Raw genomic sequence first — 19,162 nt, 5'->3', positions numbered from 1 at the left:
CATGGGCAGCGAATGGCCGCTGGTGTCGGTGCTGATTCCCGCGCACAACCACGAGCGCTTCGTACTGCGCTGCCTGGACAGCGTGCTGGAGGATCCCTACCCGGCGAAGGAAGTGGTGATCATCGACGACGGTTCGATCGACGGCACGCCGGGCAAGATCACGCAGTGGATCGCGCGCCATGAAAGCACGCTGCCGATCGTCTACCGCCGCCGCGAAAACCGCGGCGTGGCCGCCACCCTCAATGAGCTGGCCTCGCTCGCGCGCGGCGACTTCCTCAAGCTCGGCGCCAGCGATGATTTCCTGTTGCCCGGCGGCCTGGAGGCGCAGGTGCGCTATCTGCAGGCGCATCCGCGCAAATGGGCGGTGGTGGGCGATTCGGTGGTGGTCGACTGCTATGGCAACCGCGTGCACGAAAGCGGCATGCGCGGCCTGCATCACGCCGACAAGCGCCAGTACGCCACCGACGACGGCATCCGCCGCGCGGTGATCCGCCACTGGGCGATCGGCGGCCCGGTGGCGCTGCTGCGGCGTAGCGTGCCCGGCACGATCTCGGGCTGGACCGAAGAACTGCGCATCGACGACTGGGATTTCTTCCTGCGCCTGGTCGCGCGCGATGCGCTGGGCTTTATCGACCAGCCGGTCTGCGCTTATCGTCTGCACGATGCCAACTTGAGCAAGACCCGCCATGTCGCCACGCGCGTGGCCAACCTGGCCGAGTCGCGCCGGGTGGCGCTGCGCCGCGTGGAATTGTTTGACGGGCCGGACCGCCAGCTGCTGAAGGCGCAGGCGCATTTCATCGGCGCCAAGATCGCCTTCCTGCAGCGCCGCCCGCTGCGGCTGGCCTGGCGCATGGCCGTCTGCCTGGCGCTGCGCGGCCTGGCGAAGGTGCGCTTGCCGTCGGCGCATCCGCAGGCGGAACGTGCATGAAAGCCCTGCTGCGCCGCCCCTCCACCTACCTGGGCCTGCCGATGCTGCTGGCCTGCGGGGCGACGCTGCTCACCTACGACCTGCCGGAAGGCTATCTCGACGGCGTGCTGCTGCTGATCGCCGGCGCGGTGGCGATGCTGGCGCTGGATGCCCTCAGCGGCGTGCGCCTGCCGCCGTTCGAGCGCTTCGCGCTGCGCGAGTACGCGGGCACGCGCGAGGCCATGGTCGCTTTCGCGTTCTGCGCGCTGGTGGCGGTGTTCTGCGTGCTGGACGTGGCGCTGTTTCCGATTCCGCTGCTGGATAAACCTTCCGCCTATGCGCAGATGGAAGGCGGCCGCGAACATATCCGGCATCTTTCTGCATGGTGCTGGGTGCTGCCGCCGGTGGGACTGCTGTGCGTGCGCCACCGCGGCCTGCGCTATGCGATGGTGCTGGCGGGCATCGTGTTTCCGATCCTGGTGATCGACCGCAACCGCATCTTCGCCAGCCTGTTCTCGGTGGCCCTGGTGCTGGTGCTGCGGCGCAAGGGCGGGCTGCGCCTGCCGTGGCCGGCGGTGCTGCTGCTGGGGCTGCTGGGCGCGGTGCTGTTCGCGGCGCTGGGCATCCTGCGTTCGGGGCCGCTGGAGGGCGTGACCTTGCCGTTCGGCGCGCTGTACCGCGAAGCGCCGCCGGGCGTGAAATGGCTGTTGCTGTATCTCACCGCGGGGCCGTACAACTTCGCCTCGATGCTGGCCAAGCAGTATCACAACGCGGATTTCCTGCTGAACCAGGTGGTGCCGCTGCGCGGTTCCATCGTCACCGCCGGCACCGGCATTCCGCTGGATTCGCCGACCATCAATGTCGGCACCGAATATTTCCCGTTCCTGCTCGCGCTGGGCCCCGCCGGCGCGGTGGCGGCGATGCTGGGGCTGTACGCGATGCTGGTGTGGAGCGCGCGGCGGCTGTGCGCGTCCACCTCGCTGTTCTCGCTGCTGATCTTCCTGCGCATGGCCTATGTCGCTGCGATGGCGCCGTTCGCGCCGCAGGCCTACACCTTCATGAGCGCGGGTTTCATCGCGCTGTGCCTGCTGATGCAGCTGTTCGCCGCCTGGCTGCCGCGCCGGCCGGCGCCTTCCTTCTCCTTGCCCCGCGTCGACCACCATGCACCATGACGAAATCTACCTGATCGATCTGTGGCGCCTGCTCACCCGCCAGTGGCGCGGTTTCGCCGTTGCGCTGCTGGCCGTGGTGGCGCTGGCCGTCGCCTACGCTTTCCTGGCCAAGCCGCGCTACGAAGCCACCGCCTGGGTGCAGGTGGGCCAGGTCGGCACCGCGCCGGCGGGGCAGGACCCGCGGCCGGAGCCGTTCCAGCGCGTGCTCGATCGCCTGCAGACGCGTTCGTTTCAGGACGAGGTGACGCAGAGCGCGGGGCTGGCGGCGAATTCGCCGGAAGCCGGCGGATATCGCGCCAGCCTGAAGGCCGAGCCGTCGTTCTATGCCGGCCTGATCAAGCTCAGCGTGCGCGCCGCGTCGCCGGAACAGGCCAAGCGCCTGGTGCTGGCGACGGTCGAGCGCCTGCAGGCCATCCACGGCCAGCTGCTGGCGGAGCCTCTGGCACAGGCACATGCGCGCCTGGACGAAGTGCAGGCCGACCTGCGCGCGGCGACCGCCGAGCGCGATGGCCTGCAGCAGGCGGCCGGCAAGGACGGCGTGGCCGGGCAGGGCAATGCCGTCGCCGCCGGCCTGCTGCTGGCGAACAAGGACACCGAAGTGCGCGAGCTGCGCAACGCGCGCAGCGACCTGGCCGCGCGGATGAGTGCCAACTACACCTTCGCCACCTCGATGCCGTGGCCGATCTACCAGCCGGACCATCCGGTGGCGCCGAACCGCGTGCTGATCCTGGGCGTGGGCCTGCTCGGCGGCCTGGGCCTGGGCCTGTTCGTGGCGGTGGCGCTGGATGCGCGGCGGCGCGCGGCGCAACCGATGCGCGGCTGAAGAGCACTTACGAAGAAGACGTAGGTTGGGGTGAGCCGAAGGCGAACCCCAACGTGGCGAAGCGTACGAAGGCACCGATGTTGGGGTTCGCCTGCGGCTCACCCCAACCTACGCCGGACTCTGGCCAGGATCGAAGTGGAGAACCAACGTTGGAAATGAGCAGTCCGCACGAGCTGGAACCGGCCGCCCTCGACCAGGCGCGCCTGCTCGACACCCAGCGCGCGTTCGACAGCGTGGCCGCCGACTACGACGGCCCGCGCGGCAACAACGAATTGATCCAGCGCATGCGGCTGATCCTGTGGGACACCGTGCAGCGCCTGTTCGCGCCGGGTTCGCGGCTGGTGGACCTGGGCTGCGGCACCGGCATCGACGCGGTGGAATTCGGCCAGCGCGGTTTCCGCGTGCTGGCCACCGACTGGTCGCCGCGCATGGTCGAGCGCACGCGCGACCGCGCCGCTGCCGCGGGCATGGAAGGCGACGTGCGCGCCGCGCATATCGGCGTGCAGGAGCTGGCGCGCATCGGCAGCGGTACCGGGGATCTGTTCGAAGGCCCGTTCGACGGGATGTATTCCAACTTCGGCCCGCTCAACTGCGCGCTGGACCTGCCCGCGGTCGCCGCCGAATGCGCGCGCCTGGTGCGGCCGGGCGGCTATCTGGTGTTCTCGGTGATCGGCCGGATCTGCCCGTGGGAGATCGCCCACTACGTGCGGCGCGGCCGCTTCCGCCGCGCGGCCGTGCGCGCCGCGCGCGGTGCCACCGCGGTGGGCATGAACTACCACACCATCTGGACCCGCTATTACCTGCCGCGCGAGTTCTACCGCGCCTTCGCCGAAGGCTTCGCGCTGGAGGGCTATCGCGCGCTGAGCCTGTTCATGCCGCCGCCGTACCTGGTGGACCGCTACCGGCGCCACCCGGCGCGCTACGAGCGGCTGGGCCTGCTCGACGATCGCTGGGGCGCGGCGCCGCTGCTGCGCGACATGGGCGATCACTTCCTGATCGTGATGCGCCGGCGCTGAGCGTGGACGCGATCCTGCACGGCGGGACGGTGGTGAGCGAGGACAGCACCTCGCGCATGCCGCTGGCGATCCGCGACGGGCGCGTGGCCGAAGCGCAACCGGTGCGCGGTTTTTCGCTCGACCTGCGCGGACACCGGGTGTTCCCGGGGCTGGTCAACGCGCACGAGCATCTGCACGTCAATGCCGTGCCGCCGTTGCCGCGGCAGCAGCCGTTTCCCAACAGCTATGCCTGGATCGAAGCGTTCCAGGCGCATTTCCGCACGCCGGAAGTGGCGGCCGCGCTGCAGTTGCCGAAGGACCTGCGCCTGCGCCACGGCGCACTGAAGAACCTGCTGGCCGGCGTGACCTGCGTGGCGCACCACGATCCCTGGCACGAAGCACTGGATGCGCCGGATTTCCCCGTGGCGCTGCTGCGCGGCCATGGCTGGGCCTATGCGCTGGGCTGGGCTTACGGCCCGGCGGTGCGCGAGAGCTTCGACGCCACGCCGGTGGGTTCGCCGTGGCTGATCCATCTGGCCGAAGGCACGGACGAGGTGGCGCGGGCCGAGCTTGCGCAACTCGAACAACTGGGTTGCCTGGATGCACGCACCGTGCTGGCGCATGGCGTCGGCCTCGGCGAGCAGGACATCGCCAAGGTGATCGCCAGCGGCGCCGCCGTGGTGTGGTGTCCGGCCAGCAATCTCACCTTGCTCGGCTGCACGCTCGATCCGCGCAAGCTGCATGCGGCCGGCCGCCTCGCGCTGGGCAGCGATTCGCGCCTCAGCGGCGCGCGCGACCTGCTCGAAGAACTCTGCGTGGCCGCGGTGGTGGGCGGCCTGCACAGCAATGCGCTGCTGGCGATGGCTACGCATCAAGGCGCCGATGTATTACGCATGCCCGAACGTGGGCGTCTCGCTCCCGGTGTGCCCGCCGACCTGGTGATCGTGGCCGATGCCGGCGGTGCAGTGGCAGATAGCCTGGTCGGCCGCAGCCGCGCCGACTTGCGCGCGGTGGTGCGCGACGGCGTGCCGCGCGTCGCCGATCCGGATTTCGCCGATTGGTTCGACGCCGCGGGCGTGGAGGCGGTGCCGGTGATGCTCGATGGCCGGCCCAAGCTGCTGGCGAAGGAACTGGCGGATCCAGCGCTGATCGCCTTGGAGCCGGGGCTGGAGCGCGCCGAAGCCGGCGCGGCTTCGCTGCTGGCGGGAGCGCAGGCATGACCCGCCCTGTCATCCTCGAACCCGAAGCCGCGTACGCGCTGTGGGCCGCGAGCTATCCGGCCTTTGCGCACAACCCGGTGATGCAGGCCGAGGAGCGCGCCATGCTCGCGCTGCTGCCCACCGACCTGCGCGAGCAGGCAGTGCTCGATGCCGGTTGCGGCAGCGGCCGCTATCTGCGCCATGCCGCGCGCCGCGGCGCCACGCGCCTGACCGGCGTGGATCTCTCCTTGCCGATGCTCGAACGCGCCTATGGCGAGCTGGCCGATCTGCGTCCGGATGCGGAGCTGACCCTGCTGCGCGGCAGCGTGGTCGAGCTGCCGGTGGAGGATGCCCGCGCCGACCTCACCATCAGCGGCCTGGTGCTCGGCCATATCGACGACCTGCCGCGCGCGCTGGCCGAACTGCGCCGCGCGACGAAACCCGGCGGCAGCTTGCTGTGCAGCGATTTCCATCCGACCGGCCATGCGCTGGGCTGGCTGCGCGATTTCAAGGCCGGCGGCGAACGCTACGCCGTGCGGCACACGCCGCATCTGTACAGCCACTGGCACCGCGCCTGCGCGGCGCTGGACCTGGCGATCGAGGAGGTGCGCGAACCCATGCTCGATCCCGCCGATATTCCCGCCAACGCGCGCTTCGATCCGATCGCCCTGGACGTGCCGGTGGCGCTGGTGTTCCGCCTGCGCCGGCACGGGTGACGACTGCCATGCCCCATACCTTGCTGATCAACCCGACCATCACCGCACGCTCCAGCGCACGCTTCCCGCTGGCCCTGCTGAACCTGGCCGCCGCGCTGGACCGGCGCGGCAGCAGCCGCATCGTCGACGGCAATGTCGACCGCGACTTCATCCGCACCACCTTGCAGGCGCTGGACCAGGGCGGCGTGGATGCGGTGGGCCTGAGCGTGATGGGCGGGCCGCAGCTGGCGCCGTCGATCGAGCTTTCCAAGGCCATCCGCGAGCGTCACCCGCAGGTGCCGATCGTATGGGGCGGCTATTTCCCCACGCTGTACACCGATACCGCGCTGGCCGCGCCTTACGTGGATTACGCGATCCGCGCGCAGGGCGAGCAGACCATGGCCGAGCTGATCGCCGCGCTGGGCGGGCAGGGCGAGGTGGCCAAGGTGGCCGGCTTGTCGTGGAAGCGCGGCGACGAACATGTGCACAACCCGAACCGCCATTTCGTGCCCGGCGATCCCTCGGTGCAATTGCCGTACGACAAGCTCGGCGATCCGCGCCAGTACCTGGCCCGCACCTTTCTCGGCCGCCGCACCGCCGGCCACCAGGCCGCGCTGGGCTGCCGTTTCCGCTGCACCTTCTGCGGCGTCAACGCCATGTTCGGCGGCGCCACCGCGCTGCCGGCGGTACAGCGGCTGGAGCGCGACCTGAAGTACCTGAAATACGAACTGGGCGCCGATTCGGTGCAGTTCTTCGACCACAACTTCTTCGACCGCGAAGTGGAGATGATCCCGCTGCTGGAAGTGATGGCGAAACTGGAAATGCCGTGGTGGTGCTATGCGCGCGCTGATGCGCTGCTGAATCTTTCCGAGAGCACCTGGAAGCTGGTGCGCAAGAGCCGGCTGAAGATGGCCTATATCGGCGCCGAATCGCCCAGCGGCAAGATGCTCAAGGAAATCCGCAAGGGCACGCGGCCGGACCAGACGCTGGAAGTGGCCGAACTGTGCCGGCGCAACGGCGTGATTCCGGAGCTCTCCTTCATGGTGGCGCCGCCGGTGGATACCGAAGAAGAAACCGAGCACACCTTCGAATTCATCCGCGAACTGAAGCGGATCAACCCCGCCTCGGAAATCATCGTCTACGTCTATACGCCGCTGCCGGAAAGCGCCAAGCACGAGAGCGACCGCGGCAAGCGCGCCTCGATGCCGCTGCTGGACCTCAACGGCGAGCCGGTGGTGTTTCCCGGCACGCCGGAAGAATGGGCGCAGCCGCAGTGGGTGGACTATGCCTGCCACGCCGACGCGCCCTGGCTGACCGACAAGATGCGCAAGCGCATCCACGATTTCGTCACCGTGCTGCGCTGCCGCTATCCCACCGTGCAGGACATGCGCACGCCGCGCTGGGCGAAACATGGCCTGCGCACCATGGCCTCGTGGCGCTACCGCTATCGCCGCTACGACCAGCCGTGGGAACTGAACCTGGCCAACCGCTGGGTGAAGCTGCGCCTGCCGCAGGTGTCGAGCCTGTAGGCGCGCGCGTGCATATCGCCCAGCTCAACCTGGTGCCGGCGCCGCCGGAAATCGAACCCGGCGACCTGCCGGTGCATTGGCACACCTTGGCCGATGTCGCCGATGCAGTGGCTTCGGCGGGCGTGCGCGTGTCGGTGATCCAGAATGCCGCGCGCGAGGCGGCGTTCGTGCGCGAGGGCGTCGAGTACCGTTTCCTGCCGCTGGATGGGAAGGATGGTCCGCGGCGTCTTGCCGCCGCTCTGGTGGGTGCCGGCGCCGAACTGGCGCACGTGCACGGCCTGGGTTTCGCGCCGCAGGCGCATGCCTTGTCGAAGCAGCTGCCGTGGCTGCCGATCCTGCTGCAGGACCATGCCAACCGTCCGCCCGGCTGGTGGCGGCGCGCGCAGTGGCGGCGCTGGTATGCGGCCGCCGCGGGCGTGGCGTTTACCGCGCCGGCGCTGGCGACGCCGTTTGTCGAGGCAAAACTTTTTCGCCCCGGAACGCGGGTGTTCGCGATTCCCGAATCCAGTTGCCGCTTTACGCCGGGCGACCGCGCGCAGGCGCGCTACGCCACGGGCCTGCATGGCTATCCCTGCGTGCTGTGGGTGGGGCATCTGGCGGCGGGCAAGGATCCCCTGGCGGTACTCGACGGCGTGGCGCTGGCCGCGCGGCGCCTGCCTGACCTGCAACTGTGGTGCGCCTACGGCAACGCGCCGATGCTGGAGGCCGTGCAGACGCGCATCGCGCGCGATCCCTGGCTGGCCGGACGCGTGCATCTGCTGGGGCGGGTGCCGCACGAGAAGGTCGAGGTGCTGCAGCGCGCGGCGGATATCTTCGTCGCCGGCTCGCGCGCGGAAAGCTGCGGCTACGCGGCGCTGGAGGCGATGGCCTGCGGCGCGGTGCCGGTGCTGACCGATATTCCTTCGTTCCGCGCCTTGACCGGCGACGGCCGCATCGGCCGCCTGTGGCCGTGCGGCGATACCGGACGCCTGGCGGATGCGCTGGTGGCGATGGCCACGGCCGGCCCCACGCGCACCGAAGTGCGCGCGCATTTCGACGCCGAGCTGTCGTTCTCGGCGGTGGGGCGGCGCTGGGCCGAGGCTTATGCCGCCTTGCTGGCCGGACGCCCCCGCGCGACGGCGTGGGAGGCGGCATGAAGCTCGCGCTGGTCTTGCCGGGCGGCGTGGACCGCGGCGGCGAGGAGCGGGTGATTCCGGCGTTTCTGGCGCTGATCGGGCAGCTGGCGCAGCGGCACGAGGTGCATGTGTTCGTGCTGCGGCAGGAGCCGAAGCCGGGGACATGGATGCTGCGGGGCGCGACGGTTCACAACATTGGCGATGGCAGGCAGCGCTCGCGGGCGATCGCGGCGATCCTGGCCGAACACCGGCGCGGGCCCTTCGATGCGGTGCAGGCGATTTTTTCCGGCACTTGCAGCCTGGTGGCCGTCGCGGCGGCGAAATTGATACGTCGTCCCGGCCTGGTGCATATCGCCGGTGGCGAATTGATTGCCTTGCCGGCGATCCGGTATGGCGGACGGCAGCGATGGGTCAGCCGCCTGCGCGAGGCGGTGACCTTGCGTGCTGCGGCGGCGGTGACGGCGGCGAGTGCGCCGATCCTGGCATCGCTGCAGGCTTTGGGTATCGACGCGCAGCGCTTGCCGTTAGGCGTGGATCTGGCGGCGTGGCCACCGTTGCCGCCGCGCCGGCGCGCCTCGGGGCCGGCGCGGCTGCTGCATGTGGCGAGCCTCAACCGGGTGAAGGATCAGCCGACCTTGCTGCGTGCGTTGGCCGCGCTTGCCGCGCAAGGCGTGGCCTTCCAGCTGGACATCGTCGGCGTCGACACGCTCGATGGCGAGATGCAGCGGCTCCGGCACGCACTCGATCTGGATGCGCAGGTGCGCTTTCTCGGCTTCAAGACGCAGCGCGAGCTGCGTCCGCTGATGGAAGCGGCCGAGCTGCTGGTGATGTCGTCGCTGCACGAAGCCGGGCCGCTGGTGCTGCTGGAGGCGGCGGTGGCCGGCGTGCCGACGGTGGGGACGGCGGTGGGGCACCTGGCCGAGTGGTCGCCGGTGGCGGCGCTGGCGGTGCCGGTGGGCGATCATCTGGAGCTTGCCCGGGCGGTGCGGCAGGTGCTGGAGGATGAGGAGCTGCGCCTGCGACTGGCGCATGAGGCACAGCGGCGGGCGGTGGATGAGGATGCGGTTTATACGGCCGCGCGGTTCGAGGCTTTGTATCGGAACCTTTCCAGACATGCGGCGTAGGTTGGGGTGAGCGCAGCGAACCCCAACGTTGCGACACTCTGCGAGGTCTGTTGGGGTTCGCCTTTGGCTCACCCCAACCTACGTCTTACTCCGCTGCATCCAGCGCGGCGCGCACCACGTACAACGTATCCATCCGCGGCACCGACCCCGCCAGCCGCCGCAGCAAGCGCCGCGCATGCGAGCGCGTCACCCAGGCCTGTCCCTGCAGCCACAACTGCGTCCGCGCCATATCCTGCCGCTCCTGCCGGCTCTCCTCGTCCGGCACGAACCGATGCCGCAGATAGCGCAGCGCCTCGCCCGGCGTGCGCGACCACTCGATGCCGGGCAAGGCCTGCAGCCACAGATCCGAACACGACACCCGCGTCAGCGTCTGCCGCTTCGCCGCTATGCGCAGCCATGGCGGACAACCGCGCCGCAGGCGCGCCAGCACCGACGCCGGCACCGCATTGCGGTAATAGCGCGCGACCAGGCGCAGCGGCGGCAGCGCCCACCAGGGAGTGCCGGCGGACCACAGCACTTCCCAGTCCGCCAGCGTCATCCGCGTGGCGAGCAGCGAGATGTCGTTGAGGTGCAGCAGGCGCAAGGTGCGGCTGCAGATATTGCCGGCCGCATGCAGCAGCAGGTGCGCCATCAGCGCGCCGTTCGAAGGATAAGGATTCAGGCCCGGCCGCGGGCACGATGGAAACACCATCGGCGTGATGTCGACGATCGAGGTCGGCAGGCGCTCGTGGATATGCGTATGCAGCTCGATATTCACCGCGGTGTCGCGATGCTCGCCCAGCCCCGCCACCGCGCCGCCCGCCGCGGGCTTGAACGCGCGGTGCTTCCACTGCGCGAAGGCTTCCGTATAGCCGAGCCCGCACAGCAGTGCCGCCGCCTGGTCCGCGTCGCCGGCGCGCACCAGCAGGTCGATGTCGGCCATCGGGCGGTCACCCGGCGCATACAGCCCGAGACCGTGCAGGGCCGCCCCCTTGAGGGCGAGGACGGGCACGCCGGCGGCGCGGAAAGCAGCATCGATGCGCCGCAGCAGCGCTTCGATGCGTACATGGCGTTCCGCCACGTGCTGGCGCTGGCGGTCCAGGAAGCGGCGCCACTCCACCCGCTGCCAGGTCGAGAAGCGATGCAGCAGCGGCGCCACACCGTGCGCGACGGCGGCCGCGGTGGCGAGCCGCCATTCCAGCTCACTCCATGCCGGCAGCACGCCGCCGGGGCGCACCAGGGCCAGTTCCTCGGCCAGTGCCTCGGTGGCGCGGCGCAGGCCGGCGCGCACCTGCTTCAGCGGAGGCAGCGGCGCGGGCGTGGGCATGCGGATGCGTTCGGTGGGGAAGGCGAGTACGGGCATGTGTCAGGCGCTGGCCGTGCGGCCGGCGGGCAGGGCCAGGTCGTGCGTGGGCGTGGCGTCGGCGCGGCGGTACTGGCGTTCCTCGGCCATCAGCGCGTCCCAGCGTGCGTCGAGTTCGGCCAGCGCCTGCGCATCCTGCGAGGGATGGTCGCGCGGCTGGGCTTTCTGCAGCACCACCTGCTCGTGCAGCAGATCGCGCACGCGCCGATAGAACTCCGAGTCGTAGGCGCCGCGGAACATCATGGCCAGGTCGCCGCTGTCCTGCCAATGCGTCTTGCGCCCGAGCTGGGCCTTCACCTGCTCGTAGAACTTGGTGCCGGGCAGCGGGTAGGACACGCTGACGCCGATATCGTCCGGCGCGGCGCGTTCGATCAGCGCGCGCGTGGCTTTGAGATCTTCCAGCTGCTCGCCCAGATAACCCAGCTGCACGAAGAAGCCCACGCGGATGCCGTACTGGCGGAAGCGTTCGCGCGCGCTGTGCAGTTCGGCGATCGTGGTGCCCTTGTTCATGCGGTCGAGCACCGCCTGGCTGCCGCTTTCGGCGCCGATCCATGCCTCGGCGCAGCCGGCCTGCGCCAGCGCCGCGACCATGCGGTCGCTGGACAGGTCCGCGCGGGTCTGGATGGTGAACGGCACCGAGCCGTCCGCTTCCCGCAGATGCTCGGCGAACTGGGTGACCCAGTCGACGTGGAAGCCGAAGATGTCGTCCGCCATCCAGATATGGTCCGGCGCGTAGGCGCGCTTGAGGTAGATCATTTCCTCGGCGACGTCGCGCGGGCCGCGCTGCTTGTAGTGGTTGCCCCAGATCGGCTTGGCGCACCAGTGGCAGCGGAACGGGCAGCCGCGCGAGGCGGCCATGTTCAGGCTGAAATAACCGTGCCGCTCCTGCCACAGCGCGCGATAGCGCTCGATGTCCACCAGGTCCCAGGCCGGATGCCCGCCCAGGCGCGGATCCGGCGGCTGCGCGCCGATACGGGTCAGGCGCTGCTGGCCTTGCGACAGCGTGGCCACGCCGGCGAGGTCGGCGGTCCACGGCGCGATATCCATCTGCAGGTCGTCGTTGAGCCGGGCGATCAGGTCGAGCAGCGCGGCGATGCCTTCGCCCACCAGCACCGCCTCGGCACCCGCGGCGAGAAAGGCTTCCGGGTGGTCGGAAGCATCGGAGCCGGCGACGATTACGCGCGCACCGTGTGCGCGTGCCTCGCCGATCATCTGGCAGGCCGCTTCGCGCATCCGGTTCAGGCACATCTTGGTGAGGTAATTGAAGTTGTCCTCGTAGATGACCACCACGTCCGGCGCCGCGGCGGCGAGCGAGCCGGCGTAGTCCTCCACGCCTTCGGCCAGCATGGCGTCGAACAGGCTCACCTCGTGGCCCAGGTCCCACAGCAGGGAAGCCACCTGCAAAGTGGCCAGGGGCGGGTAGGGTTTGCCGCGCTCCCACTGCTTGCGGTCGTAGCGCAGGAAGTAGGAGTGGCTGACCTGGATTCTGAGCATGGAGGGGGCCTTGTGATCGCCGGGAGCGTGCCGCGCGGGCGCGGTGTTCCGTTGTCGCTGGGCGTGAGTGCCGCGCCGCGCGGGTTCGGTTGCGAGCGGTGCGTGCAGCCAGGCGTAGTGCGGGACAAGGCAACTTTCCGGCGCCGCGGCGGCACTCACGCCAGACGCGGACGACAGCCCCGCCGACCGGAGTCCTTCGCTTGACCAACCTGGGCCTTGCCGCGCGCCCCGCGCCGGTTGACGACGCCGCGATCGATCCGTTCGGCGAACGGACGGCGCGGCGTTTTGCCGTGAATACCTGCGTGCTCGGCGCGGACGTGCAGTTCGAGGCCGACGACGAGGCCTGGCTGGAGGTGATCGAGGCGGCGTATGGCGGCTTGCCCGCGCATCGCTTTCCGGCGGCGGCACCGACGCTGCATATCGAGCTGCGGCTGGCCGAGCCGACCGATGTTGCCAGCCTGGACGCGCCGCCGCCGGTGCATATGCGCTCCGGTGCGGGACTGTTGTGCGGCGTGATGGATGCGGCGCATTACGCCGCGATCGCGCCGGCGCGGCGGCAGGCGCTGGTGGTGGCTTCGCCGGCGATGCTGGCGCGCCATCCGTACCACGTGCGCTACGAGCTGCTGGAATTCGCCGTGTTCGTGCTGGCGCAGCGCGCGCAGGGGCTGGTGCCGCTGCATGGCGCCTGCGTCGGGCGCGATGGACAGGGCGTGCTGCTGCTGGGCGAGAGCGGGGCGGGCAAGTCGACGCTGGCCTTGCACAGCCTGCTGGGCGGACTGGATTTCCTCGCCGAGGATGCGGTGTTCGTGCATCCGGAATATCTGCGGGCCACGGGCGTGGCCAATTATCTGCATGTGACCGAAGACGCTTTTCGCTTCGTCGACGACGCGAGCGTGCGCGACTGGATTCGCCATTCGCCGACGATCCGCCGCCGCAGCGGCGTCGAGAAATATGAAGTCGATCTGCGCGGCGGCCATGGGCGATTGGCGCCGGAGCCATTGCAACTGAAAGGCGTGGTGCTGGTGTCGGCGCGGCCGGCCGAACGTTTGTTGACGCCGCTGGCGCCCAACGAGGCGATCGCGCGGCTGGCTTCGGATCAGCCGTATGCGGCAGGCCTGCCCGGCTGGGACGAGTTCTGCCGCCAGTGCGTGCGGCTGGGCGTGCATCGGCTGGCGCGCGCGCGGCATCCCGAGGAAGCGGTGGCCGCCTTGTCGGCGTGGCTGCAACGATGAGTGCGCGCAACCTCACCGACCGGCTGCTGCCCGCCGCATTCGCCGACACGCTGGAACGTCGGCATGCATGGCAGATGGCGTTCTACGTGGTGCTGTCGGTGGCGTCCGCCCTGGCCGGCAGTCTTGCCGCGGTGCTGCTGGTGCCGCTGGTCAGCCTGGGCGCGCCCGGGGCCGAAAGCGGCTTCTATCTGCATCGCGGCGTGGATGTGCAGGCGGGGGCGTTCGTTGCCGCGGCGTTTGCGCTGGCGGCCTTGCGCTGGGGGTCGTCCCTGCTGGCCGCGCGCCTGACCGGCGACTACGGCGCGGATCTGCGCCGCCGCGTGCATGGCCATCTGATCCACGCGCCGCTGGCTGCGCTGGCCGATGCGACTTCGGCCGAGATCGCCAATGTGCTCACCTACAACATCGAGATCATGATGCAGGGCTTCAGCGGCCTGCTGCAGCTGTGGGTGGCCGGACTGACCTGCGCGATCAGCCTGGCGTTCGCGTTCTGGATCTCGCCGATGCTGATGCTGGCCGTGCCGCTGCTGGCTCTGCTGGGCATGCTGGTATCGCGTTCGCGCGGGCAGGAGCAGGCGCGGGTCAGCCGCAAGTACGTGGCGGACCTGACCCGGCTGTTCTGGCTGAGCGAGGATTTTCCGCGGCGCCTGCGCCATATCCGTTCCTTCGGCCGCGAAGGCGTGGAGCAGGCGGCGTATGGCGATGTCTCGCGCGAATTGGCGCGCGGCTACGAGCATCAGCAGGACATGCTGGCCTCCGGCCGGCTGTGGCTGGAGCTGCTCGCCGCTGCGGGCATCGCCGCGATGTTCATGCTGGCGCATCGTCTGCAGGGCGATGCACGCGCCTCGCTGATCGCCGTAAGCCTGCTGCTGGGGCGGCTGCTGCCGTATCTGGTGTCGACACGGCAGAGTTTCCGCCAGCTGCGTTCGGCGGTGCCGGCGTTCGAGTTGTGGCGACGTTACGCGGGGTTGGCGGGCGATGCGGTGGCCGTGGGTGCGCCTGGGGCGTTTCCGGAAGGGGCCGTCTTGCGCATCGAACGCGTGCGTTCGGCCGTGGCGCTGCATGGCGCGGAAGTGCGCGACATCGTGCTGGCGCCGGGCGAGCTGACCCTGATCGCCGGCGACTCCGGTGCGGGCAAGAGCAGCCTGGCCGACGTGCTGGCCGGCCTGATCGAGCCGGCCGATTTCGCCGCGAAGATCGGCGGCCGCACACTCGATTTCGACGCCTACCGTCGCCATGCGCGGCATGCGGCCTTCGTCAGCCAGCACGTGCGGCCATGGCAGGCGACGGTGCGGGAATGCCTGCGCTGGGCCGATCCGCAGGCCAGCGAGCAGCGCATGCACGAGGTGCTGGCCGACGTGGGATTGGACCGGCGCCTGCGGGCCAGCGAGCAGGGCCTGGATCTCGCGCTGCGGGATCGTTCCAGCCAGCTGTCGGGCGGCGAGCTGCAGCGCCTGCTGCTGGCGCAGGTGCTGCTGCGCAGGCCGTTCCTGGTGATTCTTGACGAGTCGACCGGGGCGCTGGATGCGGCGGCGGAGATCGACGTGCTGGCGATGCTGAAGCGGCGGCTGCCGCAGACGATGCTGCTGGTGATTTCGCACCGCGCCAGCGTGCGGGCATTGGCGGATCGGTGCGTGGTGCTGGGCGGCTCCATGCCCTTGACCGTCATTCCGGCGCAGGCCGGAATCCAGTAGCGACAGCCTCTCATGGAGTTTGTGCATCCACGATGCGGCTTTTGGACGTCAGTACGAAAATCGCACGTTGTCGTTACTGGATTCCGGCCTGCGCCGGAATGACGGGGAAGCCGAGGGTCAGTGGCCGCCACCCGGCGGCGGTTGCGTCGACGATGGCGTTTCCTGCATCGGCGAGCGCGGCGAAGTCGGGCCTTGCATTTCGTCGCGGCCGACCTGGCGCAGCTGCCGCGCCATCTGCAGATGGTCTTTCAGCACCGGCAGGGTCTGCGCGGCGAATTGCTTGATGTCGCTGTCGGTGGCGCTGGTGGACGCCTTGGTGAACAGAATGATGGCCTGCTGGTGGCCCTTGACCATGTCCTGCGCATAGGCGCGGTCGAAGGCATCGCCGTCGAGCTTCTGCAGCTTGTCCATCTCCTGCTTGGCAGCGGGGTCGGGCTCCGGCGCGACGGTGATCTGCTTCTGGCGCGCCAGCGCGACCAGTTGCTCATTGGCCTTGGTATGGTCGGACACGATGTGCTGGGCCAGCTGCTTGGTCTGCGGCGAGCTGGATTTCTGCAGGGCCAGCTGGCCCAGGGCGATTTCGGCGCTGCCGTCGGCGGCGGCGCGGGTGAGGAAGGCCTGGTCGGCGGGGGAACCCTCGCTGGCGCTGGCTGCCGCAGGGCAGGCCAGCGCCAGGACGGTCGCCGCCAGAGCCGTGAGGAACAGGCTGCGGTTAGGCATGACGCTCTCCGATCCGTCTTGGGGTGAGGATGGCCGGGGCGTGCGGCGGATGCTCAGGACGGTTGTGATTCCCGCTGCGCACGCAGCCGCCGGCCGCCGATGCGGCCGATGGCCGCCATATGCTCGCGGTTCTCGCTGACCGCCTTGCCCCCCTTGTGGCCGGCGAGGCGTGCTTCTTCGCTGGTGAATTCGTGGGCACTGCCGCGGGCATGCGCGGTACGTCCGCCGAGCGATGACACCTGGCGCTGACGCTGGGGGTCCATCCGCGCAAAACCGCGAAGAGGCGCTGCTTGTCCTGCCGTCTCTTTGGAAGTCATGGGCTTCTCTCTGTCTGTGGCCGAAGGGGGATCGCGCATGCCGTGCTGGCTTCGCGCACTTTCGTCGCCGCAACATCCGTGCCATGTGCATCGATGGTGTTGTGGCGTGCTTAGCCTGCAACGCTCGATGTTGGCATCGCGCAAATTTTTCGCGAGCGTGAAAGAAGTACATGCGTGCGGCGCGTGCTGTTCATGTGCGCGGATGCGCTGCGAGACTGAACGGGCAAGCGTTGCAGGCGCTGGTTTGACGTGCTTTCGACCCGTTGTCGACGGCGGCTGTCCTACACCGTGAAACCATTCTTTTCCACGCGGAGTACATCGCCATGCCCGAAGCAAAGACCCGCAAAGCCGCGGCACGCGACAAGCGCGAAGGCAAGGCGCCGAGCACGCAGGCCGGCGAATACGTGCACGAGGAGATCGAACATGTGCGCGAAGGCAAGCACGGGGCGCGTTCGGCCAAGCAAGCCATCGCCATCGGCCTGTCGAAAGCGCGCCGGGCCGGCGTGAAGGTGCCGGCGAAGACATCGGCGAGCAAGGCCACGCGCAAGAAGGCCAAACAGGACGAGCGTGCGGCGAAGCATCCGCACAAGACCTCGGCGAAGCGTTCGCGCGCCACCAAGACGGCGCTGAAGCGGGAAGGGCACTCGGCTGCGTCGCACGAGTCGCTGGCGCAGCAGGGGAAGCGGGCGGCGGCGAAGCGGCCGGCCTCGTCGCGCTCGGCCGCGGCGAAGAAGGGCGCGAAGACCAAGGGTGCGGCGGAGCGGTCGGCGGCGGCGAAGAAGGCGGCGAAGACGCGGGCGGCGCGGCGCCGGGCTTAGGGCGCTGGAGGCGGCGTAGGTTGGGGTGAGCGCAGCGAACCCCAACGCGGTTCGGGACCTGCCGGGTTTGTTGGGGTTCGCTGCGCTCACCCCAACCTACGCCCTGCGCCGGTGCGCCCCGGGGCCCGGATTTCAAAAATCTCCGGGCCGAACGTCTAGGCTCATCTCCACTGCCATACCTGCGTTCCGCGCCTTGATGAATGCCAGACCCACTCAGCACGGCCGCGCCCCGCATGGATAGCCCGGGCCCGCACGCCGCCCCGCCGGAGGTGTCCGCCGCCGGCACGGAGGACCGCGCCGCGCAGATCGCCGCGCTGTTCCGTGAGCACAACCGCACTCTGGTCGCCTTCCTGGCCGCCCGCCTCAACTCGCGTTCGGATGCGCAGGAAGTGGCCCAGGAGGTGTACGTGCGCATGCTGACGATGAAGGACGCCGACCCCATCGCCGCGCCGCGCGCCTTGCTGTTCCGCATCGCCGCCAACCTGGCGGTGGACCGGCTGCGCATGCGCGCCGTGCGCGCCAATGCCCCGGCCGACGCGCCGGACGACGACTGGTTCGCCCAGCCCATCCCCGAACAGCACGCCTCGGCGCTGCAGCAGTGGCGCGAAGTGCGCGCCGCGCTGCGCGAACTGCCGGCCAAGACCAGCAAGGCTTTTGTGATGCACGTGATCGAGGGGCGCGACTTCGGCGCCATCGCCCAGACCATGAAACTCAGCGAGCGCATGGTGCGCTACCACGTCAGCAACGCGCTGGCCCATTGCCGCGCGCGCATCCAACCCTCGGAGACGCCATGATGGCCATGACTTTTGCCGGCGCGGGCGATCGCGTGACGCAGGCGGCCGCGCAATGGTGGACGCGCCTGCGCGCCGAGGACCCTACCGACGCCACCATCGAGCAATGGCTGGCCTGGATGGAAGAGGACGACACCCACGCCCGCGCCTTCGAGGAAGTCAGCCGCGTGAGCCAGCGCCTGGGCCAGGCCGACAGCCATGCGCGCGAGGCCTTCGTGGCCGAATTCGCCGGCGCCGCCGAGCGCCGCGTGCGCTGGCCGCTATGGATCGGCGCGGTGGCGGCCTCGCTGCTGCTGGCGGTGCTCGGCGGGCGCATGCTCGACCGCATCTATCGCCCGCAGGCGCAGCCCTACGCCAGCGAAGTGGGGCAGAACCGCGACCTGGCCCTGCCGGACGGCACGCGCGTGGCCCTGGGTGGCGCTTCCGCCATCACCGCGCGCTATGCCGACGACCTGCGCAAGATCGAGCTGCGCGAGGGCGAGGCCTTCTTCAGCGTGGTGCACGAGCAGCGGCCGTTCGAGGTGCTGGCGGGGCCGGTGCTGATCCGCGACCTGGGCACGGCCTTCAACGTGCGCCGCACCGGCGACCGCGTCGCGGTGGCGGTGACTGAGGGCCGCGTGCGCGTGAGCCCGCCCGACGGCAAGGATGCGCTTGAAGCCAGTGCCGGCCAGCAGGTGCTGTACGACCCCAAATCCGATAACGGCAGAAGCGGCATCACCATCGGCCCGATCGCGGTGGACGACGCCACCGCCTGGCGCGGCCGCCGCCTGGAATTCGTCAACGAGCCGCTGTTCGTGGTGGTGGCCAGCATCAACCGCTACAGCCGCCGGCCGGTGCAGATCGCCGATCCGGGCGTGGGCGCGCTGACCTTCACCGGCACCGTGCGGGTGGATGCGATCGACCGCTGGGTGGAAGCCTTGCCGCGGGTTTTCCCGGTGCAGGTGAGCGCGTTCGGCGACCACGTGGTGCTGTCCAGCGCGGAGCGGCATTGAGCGCAGCGCCCTCCAACGGGGGCTGCGGGCGGGTAGTGGCGGCGCCAGTCCGCCTCGTGCCTTTGGTCTGGATGGAACGCGAGCGCGCCTTTGCCAACTCCCCGCCGGCGAAGGGTTGCGACGATGCGCCTCCGCTACCCGCCCGCAGCCCCTGTGCAAGGCAGGGCCGCTCTTCACAATCGCGGCCTTGGTGTATGTGGCGT

Annotated in this window: 18 protein-coding genes; 14 read left to right on the top strand and 4 right to left on the bottom strand. The window is 69.8% G+C overall.

Annotated elements, in window-relative coordinates; genetic code table 11:
* Window position 1: 1 nt before the first annotated feature.
* From KK141_RS11690 to KK141_RS11650, 9 genes are all read left to right on the top strand, one after another.
* Window positions 2-928 carry a glycosyltransferase family 2 protein gene (locus tag KK141_RS11690; RefSeq protein WP_214571728.1) on the top strand — a complete coding sequence of 309 codons (927 nt, stop codon included), beginning with the start codon at window positions 2-4 and terminating at the stop codon, window positions 926-928.
* Window positions 925-2,079: a hypothetical protein gene (locus KK141_RS11685; protein WP_214571727.1), complete on the top strand. Its 1,155-nt coding sequence runs from the start codon at window positions 925-927 to the stop codon at window positions 2,077-2,079. Before KK141_RS11690 ends, KK141_RS11685 begins: the two co-directional genes overlap by 4 nt.
* A complete protein-coding gene (locus KK141_RS11680) occupies window positions 2,069-2,902 on the top strand; it encodes a Wzz/FepE/Etk N-terminal domain-containing protein (RefSeq protein ID WP_214571726.1) in 834 nt (277 codons plus the stop codon). The genes KK141_RS11685 and KK141_RS11680 overlap by 11 nt, the downstream gene beginning before the upstream one ends.
* Before the next feature lie 155 nt (window positions 2,903-3,057).
* A complete protein-coding gene (locus KK141_RS11675) occupies window positions 3,058-3,918 on the top strand; it encodes a class I SAM-dependent methyltransferase (RefSeq protein WP_214571725.1) in 861 nt (286 codons plus the stop codon).
* Between the two features lie 56 nt (window positions 3,919-3,974).
* Window positions 3,975-5,117 (top strand): amidohydrolase family protein, encoded by a 1,143-nt coding sequence (locus tag KK141_RS11670; RefSeq protein ID WP_214571924.1) that lies wholly within the window; start codon window positions 3,975-3,977, stop codon window positions 5,115-5,117.
* Window positions 5,114-5,812 carry a class I SAM-dependent methyltransferase gene (locus KK141_RS11665; protein ID WP_214571724.1) on the top strand — a complete coding sequence of 233 codons (699 nt, stop codon included), beginning with the start codon at window positions 5,114-5,116 and terminating at the stop codon, window positions 5,810-5,812. Before KK141_RS11670 ends, KK141_RS11665 begins: the two co-directional genes overlap by 4 nt.
* Before the next feature lie 8 nt (window positions 5,813-5,820).
* The gene (locus KK141_RS11660) at window positions 5,821-7,320 is read left to right on the top strand and encodes a radical SAM protein (protein WP_214571723.1); all 1,500 of its coding nucleotides are present in this window, start codon (window positions 5,821-5,823) and stop codon (window positions 7,318-7,320) included.
* A gap of 8 nt (window positions 7,321-7,328) precedes the next feature.
* On the top strand, window positions 7,329-8,456 hold the full coding sequence (locus tag KK141_RS11655) for a glycosyltransferase family 4 protein (RefSeq protein WP_214571722.1): 1,128 nt from the start codon (window positions 7,329-7,331) through the stop codon (window positions 8,454-8,456).
* The gene (locus KK141_RS11650) at window positions 8,453-9,559 is read left to right on the top strand and encodes a glycosyltransferase family 4 protein (protein ID WP_214571721.1); all 1,107 of its coding nucleotides are present in this window, start codon (window positions 8,453-8,455) and stop codon (window positions 9,557-9,559) included. Before KK141_RS11655 ends, KK141_RS11650 begins: the two co-directional genes overlap by 4 nt.
* A gap of 85 nt (window positions 9,560-9,644) precedes the next feature.
* Here the strand turns inward: KK141_RS11650 and KK141_RS11645 are convergent, their stop codons facing one another.
* The gene (locus tag KK141_RS11645) at window positions 9,645-10,865 is read right to left on the bottom strand and encodes a nucleotidyltransferase family protein (protein WP_214571923.1); all 1,221 of its coding nucleotides are present in this window, start codon (window positions 10,863-10,865) and stop codon (window positions 9,645-9,647) included.
* 39 nt (window positions 10,866-10,904) lie between these two features.
* Window positions 10,905-12,395: a radical SAM protein gene (locus KK141_RS11640; protein ID WP_214571720.1), complete on the bottom strand. Its 1,491-nt coding sequence runs from the start codon at window positions 12,393-12,395 to the stop codon at window positions 10,905-10,907.
* A 200-nt stretch (window positions 12,396-12,595) separates the two neighbouring features.
* Between KK141_RS11640 and KK141_RS11635 the strand changes: the two genes are divergently transcribed.
* Window positions 12,596-13,627: a serine kinase gene (locus KK141_RS11635; protein ID WP_250901716.1), complete on the top strand. Its 1,032-nt coding sequence runs from the start codon at window positions 12,596-12,598 to the stop codon at window positions 13,625-13,627.
* Entirely contained in the window at window positions 13,624-15,321 is a 1,698-nt protein-coding gene (locus KK141_RS11630; RefSeq protein WP_214571719.1) for an ABC transporter ATP-binding protein, read from the top strand. The genes KK141_RS11635 and KK141_RS11630 overlap by 4 nt, the downstream gene beginning before the upstream one ends.
* Window positions 15,322-15,438: 117 nt before the next feature.
* Here KK141_RS11630 and KK141_RS11625 read toward each other — a convergent pair whose 3' ends face one another.
* The gene (locus KK141_RS11625; RefSeq protein ID WP_214571718.1) at window positions 15,439-16,041 is read right to left on the bottom strand and encodes a DUF4142 domain-containing protein; all 603 of its coding nucleotides are present in this window, start codon (window positions 16,039-16,041) and stop codon (window positions 15,439-15,441) included.
* 53 nt (window positions 16,042-16,094) lie between these two features.
* On the bottom strand, window positions 16,095-16,358 hold the full coding sequence (locus tag KK141_RS11620; RefSeq protein ID WP_214571717.1) for a stress-induced protein: 264 nt from the start codon (window positions 16,356-16,358) through the stop codon (window positions 16,095-16,097).
* Window positions 16,359-16,681: 323 nt separating this feature from the next.
* On the opposite strand from KK141_RS11620, the gene KK141_RS11615 reads away from it, so the two are divergent.
* From KK141_RS11615 to KK141_RS11605, 3 genes are all read left to right on the top strand, one after another.
* Window positions 16,682-17,176 (top strand): DUF6496 domain-containing protein, encoded by a 495-nt coding sequence (locus KK141_RS11615; RefSeq protein WP_214571920.1) that lies wholly within the window; start codon window positions 16,682-16,684, stop codon window positions 17,174-17,176.
* A 233-nt stretch (window positions 17,177-17,409) separates the two neighbouring features.
* The gene (locus tag KK141_RS11610; protein ID WP_214572266.1) at window positions 17,410-17,970 is read left to right on the top strand and encodes a sigma-70 family RNA polymerase sigma factor; all 561 of its coding nucleotides are present in this window, start codon (window positions 17,410-17,412) and stop codon (window positions 17,968-17,970) included.
* Window positions 17,967-18,959: a FecR domain-containing protein gene (locus tag KK141_RS11605; protein WP_250901715.1), complete on the top strand. Its 993-nt coding sequence runs from the start codon at window positions 17,967-17,969 to the stop codon at window positions 18,957-18,959. The genes KK141_RS11610 and KK141_RS11605 overlap by 4 nt, the downstream gene beginning before the upstream one ends.
* Window positions 18,960-19,162 lie beyond the last annotated feature (203 nt).

The organism is Dyella sp. LX-66 (assembly GCF_018599165.1).
GTDB classification, from domain to species: domain Bacteria; phylum Pseudomonadota; class Gammaproteobacteria; order Xanthomonadales; family Rhodanobacteraceae; genus Dyella_D; species Dyella_D marensis.
This window is presented reverse-complemented; position numbering and strand designations above follow the sequence as displayed.

Bases quoted from the DNA above. Each gene is read 5' to 3' on its own strand.
- KK141_RS11645 (WP_214571923.1), bottom strand. From the start codon at position 10,865: ATGCCCACGCCCGCGCCGCTGCCTCCGCTGAAGCAGGTGCGCGCCGGC.
- KK141_RS11640 (WP_214571720.1), bottom strand. From the start codon at position 12,395: ATGCTCAGAATCCAGGTCAGCCACTCCTACTTCCTGCGCTACGACCGC.
- KK141_RS11660 (WP_214571723.1), top strand. From the start codon at position 5,821: ATGCCCCATACCTTGCTGATCAACCCGACCATCACCGCACGCTCCAGC.
- KK141_RS11670 (WP_214571924.1), top strand. From the start codon at position 3,975: ATGCCGCTGGCGATCCGCGACGGGCGCGTGGCCGAAGCGCAACCGGTG.
- KK141_RS11630 (WP_214571719.1), top strand. From the start codon at position 13,624: ATGAGTGCGCGCAACCTCACCGACCGGCTGCTGCCCGCCGCATTCGCC.
- KK141_RS11605 (WP_250901715.1), top strand. From the start codon at position 17,967: ATGATGGCCATGACTTTTGCCGGCGCGGGCGATCGCGTGACGCAGGCG.
- KK141_RS11680 (WP_214571726.1), top strand. From the start codon at position 2,069: ATGCACCATGACGAAATCTACCTGATCGATCTGTGGCGCCTGCTCACC.
- KK141_RS11685 (WP_214571727.1), top strand. From the start codon at position 925: ATGAAAGCCCTGCTGCGCCGCCCCTCCACCTACCTGGGCCTGCCGATG.
- KK141_RS11650 (WP_214571721.1), top strand. From the start codon at position 8,453: ATGAAGCTCGCGCTGGTCTTGCCGGGCGGCGTGGACCGCGGCGGCGAG.
- KK141_RS11690 (WP_214571728.1), top strand. From the start codon at position 2: ATGGGCAGCGAATGGCCGCTGGTGTCGGTGCTGATTCCCGCGCACAAC.
- KK141_RS11625 (WP_214571718.1), bottom strand. From the start codon at position 16,041: ATGCCTAACCGCAGCCTGTTCCTCACGGCTCTGGCGGCGACCGTCCTG.
- KK141_RS11665 (WP_214571724.1), top strand. From the start codon at position 5,114: ATGACCCGCCCTGTCATCCTCGAACCCGAAGCCGCGTACGCGCTGTGG.
- KK141_RS11675 (WP_214571725.1), top strand. From the start codon at position 3,058: ATGAGCAGTCCGCACGAGCTGGAACCGGCCGCCCTCGACCAGGCGCGC.
- KK141_RS11610 (WP_214572266.1), top strand. From the start codon at position 17,410: ATGGATAGCCCGGGCCCGCACGCCGCCCCGCCGGAGGTGTCCGCCGCC.
- KK141_RS11615 (WP_214571920.1), top strand. From the start codon at position 16,682: ATGCCCGAAGCAAAGACCCGCAAAGCCGCGGCACGCGACAAGCGCGAA.
- KK141_RS11620 (WP_214571717.1), bottom strand. From the start codon at position 16,358: ATGACTTCCAAAGAGACGGCAGGACAAGCAGCGCCTCTTCGCGGTTTT.